The organism is Parasutterella muris (assembly GCF_009767915.1).
GTDB lineage: Bacteria > Pseudomonadota > Gammaproteobacteria > Burkholderiales > Burkholderiaceae_F > Parasutterella > Parasutterella muris.
On sequence record NZ_WSRP01000012.1, the window covers coordinates 52028 to 69001 of the forward strand.

Genomic DNA, 16974 nt, shown 5'->3' on the forward strand with positions numbered 1-16974 from the left:
GCCGGACCCAAGACGACTTCGAACTTACTATGATTACTTTAATTGAACTACTAATCGTGTTTGCCGCGATTTTCATGGGTGTACGACACGGCAGTCTCGCGCTTGGCTTCTGGGGCGGACTTGGCCTGATCGTTCTCGCCGTCGGTTTCGGAGTTTTCCCAACAGCTCCTCCAATCGACGTTATGCTGATCATCTTGGCAGTTTGCATGTGTGCTTCCTGTATGGAAGCCGTTGGCGGACTTGAAATTTTGGTCCGCATCGCTGCTCGTGTCATTCGGGCTAAACCAAAAATGGTTGGAATTATTGCTCCGGTTGTCAGCTTTTTCTTAACGTTCTTTGCTGGTACCGGAAATGCCGTTTACGCCATTCTTCCGGTTATCTACGAAGTCTCCTATAACGCGGGGGTTCGCCCTGAGAAGGCGATGGCAGGCGCAGCCGTTGCAGGTCAGGTCGGTATTACCGCAAGCCCGATTGCTGCGGCCATGGCAGCCATGATTGGCCTCTTTGCACAGAATGGCCACGGTGAAATCGGCTTAGGCTCTATTCTTATGATCACTTTCCCTGCCTGCTTGATCGGCGTTGTTGTTGGTTCTGCTATCTGCATGCTTTTCGGAAAAGACCTGAAGAACGATCCTGCCTACCAGGCCCGCCTCAAGGCTGGTCTCGTATTACCTCCTGAACCGATCTCCAATCACAAGCTTCCGCCTCAGGCAACTTATTCTGTCTTTATCTTCCTTGGCGCTATCATCGTCATCGTTCTAGCTGGTTTCTTCCCAGAATTGCGAGTTCTTCCAGGACAGACCAAAGCTGTCGGGATGTCACTTGTCATTGAATCAGTTATGCTCGCCGCTGGCGCCATCATGATGCTTTTGTGCAAGCCTGACGTTAAAAAGATCGTTAAGAGCCCTGTTCTTGAAGCCGGTATCGTATCTCTGGGCTGCGTGTTTGGCGTCGCCTGGATGGCAGACTCCTTCATTGCTGCTAACAAGGACGTCTTTATGTCTGTTGCCGGCCAGCTCGCTCAAGCAGCCCCCTGGCTCTTTTCCTTCATCCTTGCCGGTATGTCTGCATTGCTGGCCAGTCAGGGAGCTACAACCAGAGCCATCATGCCTCTTGGCTTTGCTCTCGGAATTAACCCCTGGTACCTCATCGCAATGTTCCCGGCTGTTAACTGCCTGTTTATCCTTCCGACCTCAGGTCCTGCGCTTGCCGCTGTTGGTATGGATAGATCCGGAACCACTTACATCGGAAAATACGTGATTAATCATTCATTCCAGCTTCCCGGAATTTTGATGGTTGTCATCGCTGTTATCTCAGCATTCTGCCTCGTTTCACTCGTTGCATAGCATTCTGAGATAACTACTTGAGCCTGGTTTATACCAGGCTCTGTTTTTTCGTTAAATTGAGCCCTCGTGAAGTTGAATATGTTCAAGAAGCGCCGGACACACTTTCTCCATCTCAGGAAGAATTTCTTTCTTAAAAATCCGGCAAATAAATCGATAAATCTTTCTGGAAATTATCTCGAAGACAGGATCATTATAAAGGACGTAATACCTGCGTGTCGCCTCATTAGTAAGTCTAATAAATTCAACCTTGTCAATATATTCCCTCGCCATCCACATACTAAGCGGCGGCAGAATCGACCAACCTTTTCCTAATGCAATCAGATTAATCATCGCAAAATTTGTATCAACCTCAATCCTTCTCGTGTCCATGAAATGCAAGGATCGATAAATCCGTTCAGACTGAACAAAATCAAACGTCTCTTTTCCAAATCTCAGATAAGGCAAGTTACCGACTGCAGAAATAAGATCTTGAGTACACAAAATCTTCCTGCGTTCCGCCAGAGGCTTGGGAAGAATAAATAGAAACCTTTCTGTTAAAAAATGAATAGCATGCGTCTCATCCAAGTCCTCCATAGGATCAGAAGAAAGAGCTATATCTATATTTTTTAGTCTCAACAGGCTGGAAACAAAAGGCGTTGATCCGCACTTACCGGATAAATTTTCCGTGATCTCAAGAAGGTCATTCATTAGCAAAGGACTAACACAAGCTCCCATACAATCAGAGAAACCAAGCCTAACATCAGGCTTTTTCCCTTCGATAGAATTTTGGACTGACCGAGCTAGATCATCTAACTGTTCCAAAATCAAAAACGCTCTATTCCAAAGAAGCCTTCCAGCAGTGGTGAGCTGCATCGGACGTCTATCTCGATCGAAAAGAGCAGAGCCTAACTTATTCTCAATTTTCTTTATTGCCGCAGAAACCGCAGGCTGGCTGATTCCGAGAGTGTCAGCAGCGCGAGTCATATTGCAGTCCTTTGCAGTCTCAAGAAAAATTCTGAGAGAGGGAATATCTAGATTAGTCTCTTTAGCCATGATCTCAACCTAACAGGGAAAAATAGACAAAAAATTCCTCACGTTATCACTTCCTCAAATTTATTTGAGGAACAAAGCTGATTACATAAAAATAAGGCCATTTTATGAAGGTCGATCAATGTTTTATATATCGCTTCATCACTTCAGACCGTTTCGCTAATTTCTCCTTCGAAAGGAGAAAAATATGCTTTTTGGGGTCAGTCTTGGACTAAGCGCCTGTGTGCTGTGGGGCTTTACCTATCTACTACCGCTTTTGCTTCCTCAGTATCCAACTACATACATCTCAATCGCAAGGGCCGTTGCTATGGGACTCACTGCAGTCGTTGGCTTATATCTGCAGCGGCAGTATCTCGCTAAAGTCACTCGATCAGATTGGAAGTGCGCCTTTTGGCTAAGTTTAGTAGGCAATCTTATTCAGCCATGGTGTTTGTTCACTGCAGTTCTTTACTCGGGTGTTGCACTTGCCGCAACTTTCTTTGGCCTTATCCCTGTCCTTGTCGCTTTGATTGCAAATGAAAGGGATCGTAAAAAAGGCAAACTCTTTCTTCCGGTAAGAAGACTAACGATCCCGCTGGCCATGATGCTGGCCGGACTATTCCTCTCAAACTTTGACGGACTTATACAAACGATATCAAATTTCGAGGAGCATCCGAATTTTTTTATCGGAATAATTTTCGCCAGCGCCTCAACAGCGATGTGGACATGGTATCCCATTCGCAATGCCGACTGGCTGTTGGATCACGCGCAGATCAGCCCGGTCTTCTTTGCTAGTATGCAGTGTTTTCTTCTCCTGCCTTTTGGTATCTTAGCCTACATAATTTTATGGTGCGCCTCGGGAGATCTAGAAGGTTTTTTAGGGCCTAAACCGATTGATTTCATCGGATGGTCCTTGTTTGCCGGCATCGTATGCTCCTTTGGTGCCACCGCACTTTGGAACGCTATGTGCCAAAAAGTCCCAACCGCAATCGCTGGGCCCATGCTTGTCTTTGAAACGATCTTCTCCGTAGTGTGGGGATGCGTTTATGCAAGCGAATTACCAAGTCTCACGCTTTTCGTCGGAATGGTTTTATTGGTAAGCGGAGTGGTCTATGCGCTGACGCTATTCAACTCACTTCAGAAAAATGAGATAAGCGACCTTAACCGCTCGGAGCTGTAAGTCCATAAAAATTACCCGGCGTTTAGCTCTCACTATTCGCCGGGAAATGTTTGTCGGAAAACGCGTCTCGTTTTCCGACTTCTTCTTATTGTTACCCTAGTAACTTACTTGTGATATCCGCACTTGGGGCAGGCGCCATGCTCGTCAAGCATGATACCGCAGAGCGGGCAGCGGTCTTTAGAGCCGTGTGTTGCAAACTCCTGTGTCGCCGCATTAACACCGCTTGTAAATGTGATCTTGGCAATGTTGAGCTTGTCTTTGAGAAGGTCGTAAACAATCTTAATCATGCCTTCAACGGTCATGGTCTCTTTGGTCACCACCAGTCGGCATTCCGGATAGCAGGTGATCAAATCAGTCTTGATCGCTTCACCTTTCATTGTGTTGGTCGGAGCGCCGTTGCGAATGCCCTGCTCTTCATAAACATTGAGAATCGCTGGAAGAAGCGGATCATCCTCTCTCAGGATCAAAGCGTGGTCAAAGTTCTTCAGAACCGCCCAAGCAGTTTTCTGAATCTCATTACAGGGGAAAACCATGTTGACACCCGGTTCAACAGAATCCTCGACTTCGATTGTCAATACACCGGTATGGCCGTGCAGATACTGCGCCTCTCCCTGGAAGCGATAGAAACGGTGAGCATACTGAATGTCAAAACTGGTGATACTTCTCATTTTTAATCCCAAAAAAAAAGAATTGATGTTATTGTTTTTTGCCTTCGGTTTTTTCTTCAGCTTTCGCGGCACACTCTTTGCAGAGGCCGTAAAACGTCAGATCATGACCAAACAGCTTAAAACCGGAGTTGTCACGAACCGATTCTTCCAAGTGATCCAAATAAGGAAGCTCCAAATCACAGATTGCGCCACACTTAATGCACCGGGCATGGTAGTGATTGGTCTGAATGTGGTCATACCGCTCTGCAGAACCGCTTATACGCCGAAGCTTTATCTCTCCGCTCTCCGAAAGCTGCTTCAGATTGCGATAGACCGTCGCTCGACTGACAGAAGGGTTAGTACTCGCAATATGCTGATAAACCTCATCGGCCGTCGGATGGTCCTTTAACTCCCGAACCGCGTCCAGTACAAGCTGTCTTTGAATCGTATTCCTCATCTAAACCTCACTTGCTTCGAATCAAAATTCGTTAATTGAATTCTATCTTATTTGAGACAATATGTTATTTAGGATAAATTATCGTTTGTATCAGATTGTAATAGTTTTAGAAAATCCCTGTGTGTCTCAGCAGCGTTACCGCTAAAGGCACCGTGAAAGAAGACACCACGGTCGTGATAATCATGGCATTGGCAATAACATCTTCTGCGGCTTGGAACTGCCTGCACATCAGGTACACATTGACGCCGATCGGAAGACATCCTAAAAACACCACTGAAGTGGTTTCTACAGGCCCTAACCCGATCAGAACGGCTAGCGTATAAATCAGCAGCGGATGAAGAAAAAGCTTAATTCCGCTCAATACAAAGCTCTTCTTTATACCCGGGCCTAAACCGTATTCGGCTAAGCCCATTCCCACCACAATCAAACTCATCGCGGTTGCCGAATTGCCGATCAGCCGAATCGGCTCGTCAATGACATACGGAATCTTCAAACCGGTAAGACTCCAGAGAACGCCCAAGAAAATAGAAATAATCAGCGGATTTTTAAAAACGGAAAGAACCGTTCTGAAAAAACTTCTCCACGTCAGATGTCCGGTTTGAAGCGCGAACTCGACCGTAATCGAAACCAATGTCCAAAGTATCATAGCGTTCATGGAGAGAACAGCTGAAATGGACGGAGTGACCTGCTCGCCAAGCATGGTAATCGCCAGAGGAAGACCGAGAAGCCCGTTATTGGAAAACACGCACCCGGTTCCGAAAATCGCTGAACCGACCGCTGACATCCCCAGAACCTTCCGAGCAATAAAACGGCCGACAAAAAACAGAATAAAACAAGCACCAAAGTATGCAATCAATAACCGTAAATCCGCATGCCCTTCCTGCACAAAAATATTGGATAGAAGTCGAAAGAGCATTGCCGGAAGAGCAATGTTGAACGCAAATTTAGCTAAGACATTGCTCGCTGTCTTATTAAAGCCGAACCAGCGAGACAAGGCATAACCGAGAAAAATCATCAGGAAAAGAGGCGAACTCTTCTCAAGCTGAAGTGCAAACTGAGCAAGAAGCGTCGTGTCCATTTGGGATGAGGTTTTATCTGTTTAATATCCCTTGATCTTACGCTTCACTAATACGATAAAAGATTCAGCAGATCAGAAAATTCCGAAGATACTCGGCAGTATTGATCGGGAAAAATATCAAGACGGCCTTCTTAAAAATCCCGAAGGAACTAAATTATTTCTCAAGGTTTCAGTTTGTATACAAAGATAAATTCCCGTCAATATCGCAAAGATTTCTTACGGTTTTCATTAACGCTTAAATTTATTTAAGTAAATATTAATCCCGGCCAATAATGATTGCATTCAATTAATTATCATCAACCAAGGACTAATTCAATGATCCGACTTTCATTAAAAAAGACGGCTGCCGCTGCTGCCGTAACACTGGCTTTTACTGCCGGCGCACTGCTTCAGAACGACTCCGCGCTCAGCCCTGTCGCACCTGCGGCTGCTCAGCAGATCCAGTCTCAGCTGCCGGACTTCACAAAGCTTGTTGAAGAAAACGGTAAGACAGTTGTCAGCATCGAAGTCTCCAAGAAACCCAAATCTATGCCCTCCCGCGGCGGCTCGGACCGTTTCCGCGGTATTCCCAAAGACCAGCTTGACCTGCTTCGCCGCTTCGGCTTCCCGTTCGGTCCGGATTTTGATTTCCGCGGCCCCCACGGTTCCATGCCTGACATGCCGGCTCGCAAAGGCCAGGGCTCCGGCTTCATCATCAGCCCGGACGGAATCATCCTGACGAACCATCACGTCATTGACGGTGCAGACGAAATCACGGTACACCTGACAGATAACCGCGAATTCAAGGGCAAGGTTCTCGGCTCTGACGAAAAAACCGACATCGCTGTCGTCAAGATTGATGCCAAAGATCTTCCTGCCGCCAAACTCGGCAGCTCTGAAAAGGTTAAGGTCGGTGAGTGGGTTGCAGCTATCGGCGCTCCGTTCGGCCTAGAAAATACCGTCACCAGCGGTATCGTTTCCGCAAAAAGCCGTAACCTGCCGAGCGATCAGTTTGTTCCGTTCATTCAGACGGATGCGGCCGTCAACCCCGGCAACTCCGGCGGTCCGCTTTTCAATATGAAAGGTGAAGTGATCGGTATCAACTCCCAGATCTTCTCCACTTCCGGCGGCTTCATGGGACTTTCTTTCGCAATTCCGATCGACCTGGCGCTCCAGATCAAGGACGATCTGATTAAAGACGGCAAGGTTCATCGCGGCAAGCTCGGAGTCGTCATTCAGACTCTGACTCCGGAACTTGCCAAGAGCTTCGGTCTTGAGAAGGCAAAAGGCGCGCTTGTAGCTGAAGTCACAAAGGACAGCGCTGCTAATAAGGCCAAGATTGAAGAAGGCGACATCATCCTTTTCTTCGATGACAAGGAAATCGAGAAGGCTTCCGATCTGTCCCGCTCTGTCGCATCTGCAAAACCGAGCACCGAGCACACCGTTAAAGTGCTTCGTGACGGTAAAGAAGTGACACTGAAGGTAAAACTTGATTCTGCCAGTGACTCCGATGTTCCGACAGAAGCTCAGCAGGCAAAATCTAAAGGACGCCTCGGTGTTTCCGTTCGTCCGCTCAGCGACGAAGAGAAGAAGAAATTCGGCGACGGCCTGTTTGTTGTTTCCTCTGAAGGCGCAGCGGCAAAAGCCGGAATTAAAGAAGGCGACGTTCTCCTGAGCGTTGGCGGAAAGAAAATCCGCTCCTTCGATCAGTTTAAGAAGGCAGTAGAAAACGCGAAAGACACACTCGCACTGCAGGTTGCCAGAGAAGGCTCCCGCATCTATGTCGCTGTCAAACTTGACGACAAAGAAAAGAAAGAAGAAAAGAAATAATCTTTTCTCCTAAATAAAGCCGTTAAGCCCGCAGAAATCTAAATCTGCGGGCTTTTCTTTTCACAATTAAATTTTCTTAGTCAGACCGATCAGCCAGTATCTTTCAAAAATTCCGGTCAAAAGTACCAAAACGCCGGAAATCGCCATGCAGGAAGGTCCAAAAAATGCCAAGGCCGCGGCCCCAAGTCCGCCAATGAGGTAAACCATCACGAGCAAAAGACCGGTCTCAGAGTGGTAAACAAGCTTTGCGCGCTCCCGAGTCTCCAAATACATCAGTGCGAACGCGACGCATCTGGCGCAAAGAAGAATCAGCATGGGAACAAGCAGCTGCGCCCAAACAGTCCAAGATCCTAAAGCAAAGGCCATCACCGCATACAAACCGCATCCCATCAGAAGCGCGTCGGATACCATAAAACTTGTCAGCCACCGTGCGTCCTTCACTCCGGGCTGAGATGTGCAGCTGAACGCAACGCCCTTATAGCAGATAACCACCAATGCTCCGATAAAAGCGAGTACAGTGAAAAGCCTCATCAAAACGCCGGCATAGATATGTATCACCGGACCTCCGCTTCCAAAGAGATAGGTCAGCCAGTAAATCGCCACAGCGGCGCCCAAGCAGCTTGAGTAGCATGCAAGCCCCCATACTCCGACAGAAAGCGGCGATTTGAAGTGCAGAACACGCATTGCGTGAATAAATCTCGGCGGATCGCCTAAATCAAATACCAGCAGCGCCAAGTCAATCAGCACAATAATGAGCGCCAGAGTCAGCGCAAAAGGCAAAAGGTTTGAGAACACGTGACCCCCAAGAAACCAAGCCACAGTGGTAAACACCATAAAACCTGCCGTGAGATTATTAAAGAACGCGTCCCAAACAATAATATTTGCCCAGTCCGGACGATGCGTCAGGTCATGCCCCTCATACGGAGACGGATAGTTGCTAGCCCAAGGTTTTAAATTTGTATTCATTGCGGCCTCCTTAGATCAAACTTGCCGCGATAGCCGCAAGACAAAGCACAAGCGTCGCGATTCCTCTTAAATAATCACCTGCCATGTAATGGCTCGGCGTCTGAGGAGACTCCGGGAGACCATACACCTCCGGCTTATCCATCAGTAAATAGAAAGAGTTCAGACTGTCATACTGCGGGAATTGATCCTTTCCGTACAAACGCGCCTCCGGATGACCATGCTTAACGAGATAATTCAGGCGTTCTTCCGCAAGAGTCGCCATGTATTCTCTCGGTCCAAAGTCAATTGCCCCGGTCGGGCAAGCCTCTTTACAGGCCGGATCCAAACCGTCACGCAGTCTGTCATAACATTCGGCGCACTTCATAGAGTGCCCGCTCTCACTGCTGATTTCCGGAACTCCGAAGGGGCAGGCCGCAACGCACATGCCGCAGCCCATACAGATATCCGTCTGATAGTAAATTCCGCCAAATTCATTTCGAACGATCGCTCCGGTCGGACAAGCTTCATGACACGGGGACGTACGGCAGTGTTTGCATTGATCGCTCATAAAGAGCCAATGACCTTCTTTTGGTTCGTTCAAAAGCGCGTCTATCGTCTTTGGCGCAGGACGATCCACCTCATTGTGCTCAGAAAAGCGTTCGATAAACTTAACATGACGCCAATTGTTTGCGGACAAATCTCCGGTGTTGTCATAACTCTGACCAGACCAATGAATCGGGTCATTTTTCAGCTGGTTCCACTGTTTGCAGGCAACCTCGCAGGATTTGCAGCCGGTACAGATTGATGTATCGGTAAAGAATGCGAGTTCCTGAAGACGCGGCAGAGGGTCTTCCCGATCAAAAAGCGCATAACACGGATCAACTTTATGGTTTTTCTTAGGCTCGCCTTCGGGATAACCTTTTTTCACTACGTCAAAAATATTCTTGCCGTCAATCTTCATGATTAGTTCCTCCCTTCAGGCTGAGCGGCCCACGGGGTGTCCGGGACCGGTTTTGTCATGGACTCCGGATACTCGACAGGCTCCGGTACAGCCTTTCGGATCTTGCTCATTTCCGGTTTATCGATCTTCACAACAAAGCCCTTAGAGCTTGGAATCAGTCCGTCAGGAGCCATATCCGCAGGACTTAAGTCATTTGTTATCGGATCGCACATCACGCCTTTATATCCGGAACATACGAAGCGTCCCGCAATACTTGCGGGCTTGCCGCTAATTCGTCCGATCCTCAGACGCGGCGTCACCAAGGCTCTAACCTGAATTTCCGTGCGAGGACTCTTAACGGAAACGTATCCGCCGGTCGTCACACCGATTGACTCAGCAACTTCCGGCGCGATTTCAATGAAACTAGCGGGCTGAAGCGCCACGAGCCACGGGGTATGACGCGTCATCGCTCCGCTTAGCCAATGTTCTGTCATGTGATACGTTGTCATGACAGTCGGATAATTCGGATCGCCCGGGCTGACCATCGGATTCAATTTATCTTCGATGATTCGGACATCCGGAACACGGTCTGTCGACCAAAGCAGATTCTTATACGGAGATTCACTCGTTTCGTAGTAAACGGGGAACGGGCCCTCTTTAATGCCGTAAGGCACAAACAGCCATGCACGTCCGTCCGTATGCACGCCAAAAGCGTTCGCCTGCTCCGAGGGCGCGACAGAGGCATCAAACTGAGGATGATCAAAACCGACCCAGCTCTGTGAAGCTTCATCCCACCAAACCAGCTTTTTACGCTCAGACCAAGGTTTGCCGTTCAAGTCAGATGAGCATCGGTTATAAAGCACTCTGGAATTCAGCGGCCATGCATAGCGGTAGTAGAGATCAATTTCATGATCCGGAGTTCCTGCCTCCCGACGCTTCATCAGATTCTCACCGTCTTCATTAATAAAACCGGAGAGAAGTCGGCATCCGCAAAGAGTGGATCCGTCATCGCGCAGTTCTCCTGAACCCTGAATCGGTTTCCCGGTTTTAAGGTCGACCCCGTTCATTTCCAGCGCAACTGCATCTATATCGCAGTCTCCTTCAATACGGGGCAGCCCCTGAGCGTTCACCGCTCCGGGAGCGTCATCGTACATCCAAGTCAGTGCGCGCAGACCTTCATCTCTGGGCAGTCCTTCAGATTCAGCCATCGCTTTTAGGCGCTTGCCCAGCTGGTAAGTCCACCAGGCATCCGATCGGCAGTCACCCGGAGAGACGCGGATTCGATCGTGCCACTGCATCAGCCGCTCAGTATTATTGGCCGATCCGTCCTTTTCCATCAGAGAAGAAGTCGGAAGATAAAACACCTCCGTCTGACAGTCTTTAGGCGCAGGGCCTGTCGGATCTGCATACCACACTGAAGCTGTTTCGTTTTCGAACATATCGCAGACAACCAGCCACTTTAAGCTTCGCAGCGCGTCTCTGCTCCATCCTGCGTTCGGATTTGTTACGGCAAGGTTCTGTCCGAATACCAGCAGACCTTCCACTTCTCCCTTCAGAGCTCTTTCCATCGTCACTGTCAGGGACTGATTCCCGCCGAGTTTCGGAAGCCACTGATAACCGTACTCGTTATCTGACGTTGCCGCATCTCCGTACCAAGCCTTCAGAAGGCTGATCATGTACTTCGGAAGCGCCTTCCAGGATCCACGCTCTGTTTCGAGTTTCCACATGCCGTCCTGCTTATCGCGCGCACCGGAAAAACCATGTCCGTTTTCCAAGTAGTCTTTCAGCGTCGCGTTTTGCGGAGCGATCTCAGGAAGCGGAATGTAGTTGGGCAGATCTCCGAACAGCGTTGGAATATCGGTTGCGCCCTGAACGTTAGAGTGTCCTCTCAAGGCCAAGATTCCGCCGCCCGGACGGCCTATATTGCCCAGCAGCAGCTGAAGGATCGCACAGGTTCTGATAATCTGCGTTCCGCTCGAATGCTGAGTAAATCCGGTCGCATAACAAAAAGCAGTTGTTTTATCCCGACCGGAATTCCTTGCCATGAACTCTGCGACTTTGACCACATCACATGCACGGCAGCCGCAGATCTCTCCAACCATTTCCGGAGTGTATTTTTCTACCTGCCGACGAAGCAGCTGCATCACGCAGTGCGGATCCTGCAGTGTCGGATCGCGTTTAGGTTCGCCCCGTTTACCGTCGGGACCTGTTTCATAGACGTAATCCCAGGAATCGACTTCTTCACTATAGGACCTTTTTTCCGGATCCCAACCGTTAAATAGGCCGGTCACGTCATCAAATCGGAATTTCGGATTGATGATGGTCGAAGCATTGGTAAAGGCAAGCACATACTCTTTAAACCAGAGTTCATTTTTGAGGATATATCGGATGATTCCCGACAAAAACGCGATGTCGGTACCCGGGCGGATGTGAACATGATGATCACAGGCGGCGCTTGTGCGTGTATAGCGCGGATCGACATGGATCGTGACCGCTCCCTTCTTCTTTGCCTGCATCGGCCAGTAGAAAGCCACCGGATGGGCTTCTGCCATATTCGAGCCCATAATCACAATGCAGTCTGAATTCATCAGATCCCGCGGCGGGTTTGTGCAGGCGCCAAAGCCAAACGTCGGACTCAGCGCCGCAACCGTGGTCGAGTGACAGTACCGAGCGGAATTCTCCACCGGAAGAATTCCGAGTCCGCCGGTAAAGAGCTTACGAAACAGATAGCACTCTTCGTTATCGTTGGCGCTGCCGCCAATAAAACCAATATTTGCGCAGTTATTGACCGTGATTCCGGTCTTCCCATCCTTCTCTACAAAACCGCGCTTGCGGGAATCCCAGATTCGTTTTGCAACCGTGTCCAGTATCCAGTCCAGGGAGACTTCCTCCCATTTATCCGTACCGGGTGCACGATACATTGGTTTTACCTTACGATAGGGGTTATCGTTAAGTGCAAATGTAGAGGACCCTTTTGGGCACAGCCGACCCTGATTGACAGAACTTCTCGGATCACCTTCTACGTCTATGAGTGTATCGCCTTTAAAAAAGCCCAGCTGTGAGCAGCCGACAGCACAATACTGACAGATCGTGCTTCCTATTCTCGCGCCTCTGAGCCGTGAGCAGCGGAATTTAGTTCTCGGGCTGTATACGTCGCTTATTGTAGTCATAGGGTGTCTCCAATGTCATTAGAGCCATTGTGGATCACCGTGACGGCTATTATTATTTCCCTGTCCTAATTCGGGAGGAACGGTTTGCGGCTGCGGAGTCAGTTATTTCCGGTTAGGCAGGGGAATCCTTATACCAACCCCTTTTTTATTAAAATATCACTCTCACGAAAACCTTCATAAGGATTTCCCTCTGTTTCGGTCCTCTCTACGGTAGTAACCCTTGCCTTGCAGATTGTAAATTTTCTTCTTCTAATTACAATTAATTTTGTTCGATTTGTTTGATTTTTTCCGTCGTTGTCGTCCTTCTCATTCCTTAGCTTAAAAAGGTCAGCAGCGGAATAACCGCATGAATCAGCAACAGAATAGAACTAGAATAGATTACTAGGGAGCTGTAGTTATGGAACTATTAAGAGAAGAATTAGCGCAGTACAGCAATGAGCTCATTATTATCGGCGTGCTGATTATTGCTTTTGTCAGTTTTTATTCTCGTTTCTTTAAGAAGAAAAAATAAACCGGCCGGTTACGGCCGGGAATCCCATTTCCTATTTCGCGGTTGCCATTAAGTGCAGCCACAGCTCCGAGAAGCCGGACCAAAATACCTGAACACCGATACAGATCAATATAAAAGCAAAAATTCTGGAGATCGCTTCCGTACCGGTCTGACCAATAACCGTTGTGATTCGGTCCGCATATTTAAAACACAGCCAAACCAGCAGCGCGTTCGCAAGTGCAGCCAAACTTGTACTTAAAACATTCGGGACAGAGAACGTCATAGATGTTCCGATCGCTGTTGTTACGGCGATTGCACCGGGGCCGAGCGTCAGAGGAAGAGTAAAAGGATAGAACGCGAGTTTCATCAAGTCTGAATGAGATTTTTTATCCATACTGCTCTGAGCCTTTTCGCCGTCTGCTTCCGAACTTGAAGAACTGCTGTTAAGAGTCAGCCAGCCTGCAGAAAACAGCACAAGACCGCCCGCGACGCGGAGAACGCCGATAGAAATCCCGAAGAAGCTCAGAATAAACTGCCCGATATAAAGAGAGCACATCGCCATCACAAAGAAATACAAGGCGACGCGATTAGAAAGTTCCGCTCTCTCCTGTCGAGTAGCTCTTCCTGTCATCGTAAGAAAGAAAAAAGCCGCTCCAAGCGGATTAACCACTGTTACCAGTGAGGTAAAGACGTAAAGAAACGTATTAAAAAATGAAGTGAGCATGAAATGCGAACCTTTCGACTGATCAACAGCAGATTCTAATGGAAAGAGACGGCAGACCCCAGGGTCTGCCGTCTCTTCGTTTACATTTCTTTAGTATTCAACGCCGGTCGTATCACCTGCCGGTTTAGCCTGTTTCGGGACCAGAAGGACCAAGTTAGGCTTGGTTGCCGCAGAAGACGGCAGCGGAGCAACATCCGCAAGCGCACCGTATTTCTTTCTCAGCACTTCGATATCACCGAATTCGATGGCTCGGTTAGGACAGCTTTCTACGCAAATCGGCTGACGGCCTGTTTGGAGACGATCCACACAGGCATCGCACTTACGCATTTTCTTAGCATCGACATCAAGTACCGGAGCATGGTACGGGCACGCCTGAGCGCACATTCCGCAGCCGATGCATTTTGCTGCCTCGATAAGGACCAGACCGTCCGCAGCGCGCTTTTGGTGCGCCTTAGTCGGGCATACCTTGACACAAGCCGGGTCGGTACACTGGTTGCATGCGGTACTCACATAGTAAGCAAATACATCCTGCTCCCATGCGCCGTTCGCGTCTTTTTTCCAGTTTCCGCCTGCATACTCTCTGACCTTTCTAAAGTTCAGACCAACAGGCAGGTTATGTGCGTCTTTACAAGCCACGGCGCAGGTCTTACAGCCGGAGCATTTAGATACATCCACAAAAAATCCAAGCTGACTCATCTTCATTCTCCTAAGCTTTTCTTACTTCAACAAGGTTGGTGTGCTGAGGATTGCCCTTAGCAAGCGGGCTCGGTCTCAGTGAGGTCAGCGTATTGATGTTGCGGCCAACGTCAACCGACTTTCCTCCAACCTGCTTCGGCGTATACCACGCACCCTGAGGCAGTGTCACAACGCCCGGCATGATGCGGCTTGTGACCTTAACCGGCATTTCAAGCGTGCCTCGGTCATTGAATACCAGCACCATGTCACCGTTCTTAAGGCCGCGGGCCTGAGCATCAAGCGGATTCATGAAGAGCACATCTGGATGCTGTTCACGGAGCCAGGGAAGATTATGGAAAGTTGAATGAATTCTGCCGTGGTGGTGGAAGCCGTAGCACTGAAGCGGATATTTCTTCGTCAGCGGGTCACCGGCCTGTTCCCATGTCGCGCAATATTTCGGGATTGCAGAAATCACGTCGCCCTCGGGAAGTTTCCAGGTTTCGGCAATCTTATTGAGACGATCCGAGTAGATTTCGATCTTACCGGAAGGTGTTTTAAGCGGATTTGCCTGAGGATCTTTTCTAAAGGCAGACAGACCGACAGTATTCTTCTTCCAATCGTAGACCTGCTGAGGACCTTCCTTCCAGAAGACTTCCCATTCAGGAAGCTGCGGAACTTTCTTACGAGTTTCGTTGTAGCACCATTCGAGCCACTGATCCTGAGTTCTACCTTCAGTGAATTCCTCTTCTTTACCAAGTTCTTTGGCGATCAGTCGGCAGATTTCATAAGAAGTCTTCTGATCCCACTGAGGCTCAACGGCCTTATGCATCGGAAGAATCGAACTTGTTGCGCCGTTAGAGCTTCCTCCGCAGGCGATATCGTTTGTTTCAGGACCCATAACGTCCGGAAGCAGGATATCGGCGTAACGGCAGGACGGCGTCATCATGTTATCGCAGACGACAATAAATTCGCACTTCGAAGTATCTTTCAGAATCTTATCGGTTGCATTGGAGTCTGCATGCTGATTGATCATGGTGTTGCCGCCCGAGTTCACAATCATCTTGATGTTGTGATCGAGCTTCTTGACGCCTCTCATACCGTCGGTGAGATCCGTCATATCTTTTCCGCGGACAATCGCATCCGTCCACATAAACACCGGAATCGTTGCCTTAACGGGATTCTTGCCTGTCGGGAGATAAACGGCCGGAAGCGTGTAATTGGCTTCAGCGTCACCGCAGTTTGTACCCGAAAGACCAATCTGGCCCAAAAGGATCGGGAGCATTGCGATCGCGCGGCTTGTCTGCTCACCGTTTGCTTGACGCTGCGGACCCCAGCCCTGAGAAACAAAGCACGGCTTTGTTGTGCCCATTTCTTTAGCCAGAGATTTAATCGTATTAACAGGAATACCGGTAATCTTTGAAGCCCATTCAGGAGTCTTAGCGATGCCGTCGGGTCCTTTGCCGAGGATATGGCTCTTATAGTCGCTTCCCTTCTTCGCATCTGCCGGCAGAGTTTTTTCATCGTAGCCGATGCAGTATTTATCCAGGAAGTCCTGATCAACCCAGCCGTTATTAATCAGCTCATAGGCGATAGCTTCGACCAGAGCCGCATCTGTACCCGGGCGGATCGGGATCCACTGATCCATTCCTGCGGCGACCGTGTCGTTATACATCGGGTCGATCATAATGCTCTTGGGTTTACCGCGTTCAAGGGCGCATTCAAGCTGATAGCCTTTTCCGCCGCCGGAGCCTCTGGTAACCGCGCTGTTGCCGCCGAATGTCACATAGAGTTTGGCATTTGCAATTTCACCGACATCGGAAGCTGGTCTGGCGCCGTAGGTATAAGGGAAAGCCGCTCCGATCTGAGCGGTAGAGTACGAGCCGTAGTATTTAAGGTAGCCGCCCATAAGATTCAGCAGACGCCACCAAGCGCGGCGAGAGTTCACCAAGGACTGCTGACCGGAGCAATACTGCCAATAAAGCGACTCATTACCGTACTTCTCAACCGTATTTTTAAGGTTTTGAGCAACGGTTTTAATGGCTTCATCCCAAGTGATGCGTTCGAATTTTCCTTCACCGCGTTCACCAACACGTTTCATCGGATACTTGAGACGGTCAGGAGAATAGAGACGCTGGCGAAGAGAGCGGCCTCTCAGGCAGGCACGAATTTGACGATGGTCGCAGGAGTCGCCTGCTGTGTTATCCGTTTCAACACGAATAACCTGACCGTCTTTAAGGAAGCAGCGCTGAGAGCAGCGCTGTCCGCAGTTAATCACGCAGGCGTTCCACACGAACGGTTCAATCTCTTTGACTGCCTGGGCGACAGCGTGAGAGATCGGGCTGAGTGAAAAGCCGAATGTTGCGGAGGCATATGCAGAAAGTCGCAGGAAATTCCTGCGTCCAAGAGTAGAAGAGAGAAAATCTGACATTGTCTTGTCCTGAAAAAAGTTGACTACTTAGGGAGTCAACAATGAAAGTTGAAGAACAGATATCTACACTAATGAAA

The 16974-nt window shown here is 49.0% G+C and carries 13 protein-coding genes; 3 read left to right on the plus strand and 10 right to left on the minus strand.

The window, feature by feature from the left end:
* Nucleotides 1-29: 29 nt before the first annotated feature.
* Nucleotides 30-1346, plus strand: coding sequence for an anaerobic C4-dicarboxylate transporter family protein (locus tag E5987_RS05115; RefSeq protein WP_160335020.1), 1317 nt, complete (start codon nucleotides 30-32; stop codon nucleotides 1344-1346).
* A 51-nt stretch (nucleotides 1347-1397) separates the two neighbouring features.
* Here E5987_RS05115 and E5987_RS05120 read toward each other — a convergent pair whose 3' ends face one another.
* Complete coding sequence (locus tag E5987_RS05120) at nucleotides 1398-2378, minus strand: LysR family transcriptional regulator (protein ID WP_160335021.1); 981 nt, start codon at nucleotides 2376-2378, stop codon at nucleotides 1398-1400.
* A 184-nt stretch (nucleotides 2379-2562) separates the two neighbouring features.
* Here E5987_RS05120 and E5987_RS05125 point away from each other — a divergent pair, with 184 nt between their 5' ends.
* The gene (locus E5987_RS05125; protein ID WP_160335022.1) at nucleotides 2563-3534 is read left to right on the plus strand and encodes a DMT family transporter; all 972 of its coding nucleotides are present in this window, start codon (nucleotides 2563-2565) and stop codon (nucleotides 3532-3534) included.
* Nucleotides 3535-3638: 104 nt separating this feature from the next.
* Here E5987_RS05125 and E5987_RS05130 read toward each other — a convergent pair whose 3' ends face one another.
* The 3 genes from E5987_RS05130 to E5987_RS05140 form a co-directional block, all read right to left on the minus strand.
* Nucleotides 3639-4202 carry a 6-pyruvoyl trahydropterin synthase family protein gene (locus tag E5987_RS05130; RefSeq protein ID WP_160335023.1) on the minus strand — a complete coding sequence of 188 codons (564 nt, stop codon included), beginning with the start codon at nucleotides 4200-4202 and terminating at the stop codon, nucleotides 3639-3641.
* A gap of 28 nt (nucleotides 4203-4230) precedes the next feature.
* Nucleotides 4231-4638, minus strand: coding sequence for a Fur family transcriptional regulator (locus tag E5987_RS05135; RefSeq protein ID WP_160335024.1), 408 nt, complete (start codon nucleotides 4636-4638; stop codon nucleotides 4231-4233).
* A 106-nt stretch (nucleotides 4639-4744) separates the two neighbouring features.
* The gene (locus E5987_RS05140; protein WP_160335025.1) at nucleotides 4745-5716 is read right to left on the minus strand and encodes an AEC family transporter; all 972 of its coding nucleotides are present in this window, start codon (nucleotides 5714-5716) and stop codon (nucleotides 4745-4747) included.
* 315 nt (nucleotides 5717-6031) lie between these two features.
* Between E5987_RS05140 and E5987_RS05145 the strand changes: the two genes are divergently transcribed.
* A complete protein-coding gene (locus tag E5987_RS05145; protein WP_160335026.1) occupies nucleotides 6032-7525 on the plus strand; it encodes a DegQ family serine endoprotease in 1494 nt (497 codons plus the stop codon).
* Nucleotides 7526-7591: 66 nt separating this feature from the next.
* On the opposite strand, the gene nrfD is transcribed toward E5987_RS05145, so the two are convergent.
* From nrfD to E5987_RS05175, 6 genes are all read right to left on the minus strand, one after another.
* On the minus strand, nucleotides 7592-8491 hold the full coding sequence (gene nrfD / locus E5987_RS05150; protein WP_160335027.1) for an NrfD/PsrC family molybdoenzyme membrane anchor subunit: 900 nt from the start codon (nucleotides 8489-8491) through the stop codon (nucleotides 7592-7594).
* A 10-nt stretch (nucleotides 8492-8501) separates the two neighbouring features.
* The gene (locus tag E5987_RS05155) at nucleotides 8502-9431 is read right to left on the minus strand and encodes a 4Fe-4S dicluster domain-containing protein (protein ID WP_160335028.1); all 930 of its coding nucleotides are present in this window, start codon (nucleotides 9429-9431) and stop codon (nucleotides 8502-8504) included.
* A gap of 2 nt (nucleotides 9432-9433) precedes the next feature.
* Nucleotides 9434-12580: a formate dehydrogenase-N subunit alpha gene (gene fdnG / locus E5987_RS05160; protein WP_160335029.1), complete on the minus strand. Its 3147-nt coding sequence runs from the start codon at nucleotides 12578-12580 to the stop codon at nucleotides 9434-9436.
* Nucleotides 12581-13122: 542 nt separating this feature from the next.
* Nucleotides 13123-13794, minus strand: coding sequence for a MarC family protein (locus tag E5987_RS05165; protein WP_160335030.1), 672 nt, complete (start codon nucleotides 13792-13794; stop codon nucleotides 13123-13125).
* 90 nt (nucleotides 13795-13884) lie between these two features.
* On the minus strand, nucleotides 13885-14490 hold the full coding sequence (locus tag E5987_RS05170) for a DMSO/selenate family reductase complex B subunit (RefSeq protein WP_160335031.1): 606 nt from the start codon (nucleotides 14488-14490) through the stop codon (nucleotides 13885-13887).
* Nucleotides 14491-14500: 10 nt separating this feature from the next.
* On the minus strand, nucleotides 14501-16897 hold the full coding sequence (locus E5987_RS05175) for a DMSO/selenate family reductase complex A subunit (RefSeq protein ID WP_160335032.1): 2397 nt from the start codon (nucleotides 16895-16897) through the stop codon (nucleotides 14501-14503).
* Nucleotides 16898-16974: the final 77 nt, after the last annotated feature.

Excerpts from the sequence above, each read along its gene's own strand:
- E5987_RS05155 (WP_160335028.1), bottom strand. The coding sequence starts at position 9,431 with ATGAAGATTGACGGCAAGAATATTTTTGACGTAGTGAAAAAAGGTTAT.
- E5987_RS05115 (WP_160335020.1), top strand. The coding sequence starts at position 30 with ATGATTACTTTAATTGAACTACTAATCGTGTTTGCCGCGATTTTCATG.
- fdnG (WP_160335029.1), bottom strand. The coding sequence starts at position 12,580 with ATGACTACAATAAGCGACGTATACAGCCCGAGAACTAAATTCCGCTGC.
- E5987_RS05170 (WP_160335031.1), bottom strand. The coding sequence starts at position 14,490 with ATGAGTCAGCTTGGATTTTTTGTGGATGTATCTAAATGCTCCGGCTGT.
- nrfD (WP_160335027.1), bottom strand. The coding sequence starts at position 8,491 with ATGAATACAAATTTAAAACCTTGGGCTAGCAACTATCCGTCTCCGTAT.
- E5987_RS05140 (WP_160335025.1), bottom strand. The coding sequence starts at position 5,716 with ATGGACACGACGCTTCTTGCTCAGTTTGCACTTCAGCTTGAGAAGAGT.
- E5987_RS05125 (WP_160335022.1), top strand. The coding sequence starts at position 2,563 with ATGCTTTTTGGGGTCAGTCTTGGACTAAGCGCCTGTGTGCTGTGGGGC.
- E5987_RS05175 (WP_160335032.1), bottom strand. The coding sequence starts at position 16,897 with ATGTCAGATTTTCTCTCTTCTACTCTTGGACGCAGGAATTTCCTGCGA.
- E5987_RS05135 (WP_160335024.1), bottom strand. The coding sequence starts at position 4,638 with ATGAGGAATACGATTCAAAGACAGCTTGTACTGGACGCGGTTCGGGAG.
- E5987_RS05120 (WP_160335021.1), bottom strand. The coding sequence starts at position 2,378 with ATGGCTAAAGAGACTAATCTAGATATTCCCTCTCTCAGAATTTTTCTT.
- E5987_RS05130 (WP_160335023.1), bottom strand. The coding sequence starts at position 4,202 with ATGAGAAGTATCACCAGTTTTGACATTCAGTATGCTCACCGTTTCTAT.
- E5987_RS05165 (WP_160335030.1), bottom strand. The coding sequence starts at position 13,794 with ATGCTCACTTCATTTTTTAATACGTTTCTTTACGTCTTTACCTCACTG.
- E5987_RS05145 (WP_160335026.1), top strand. The coding sequence starts at position 6,032 with ATGATCCGACTTTCATTAAAAAAGACGGCTGCCGCTGCTGCCGTAACA.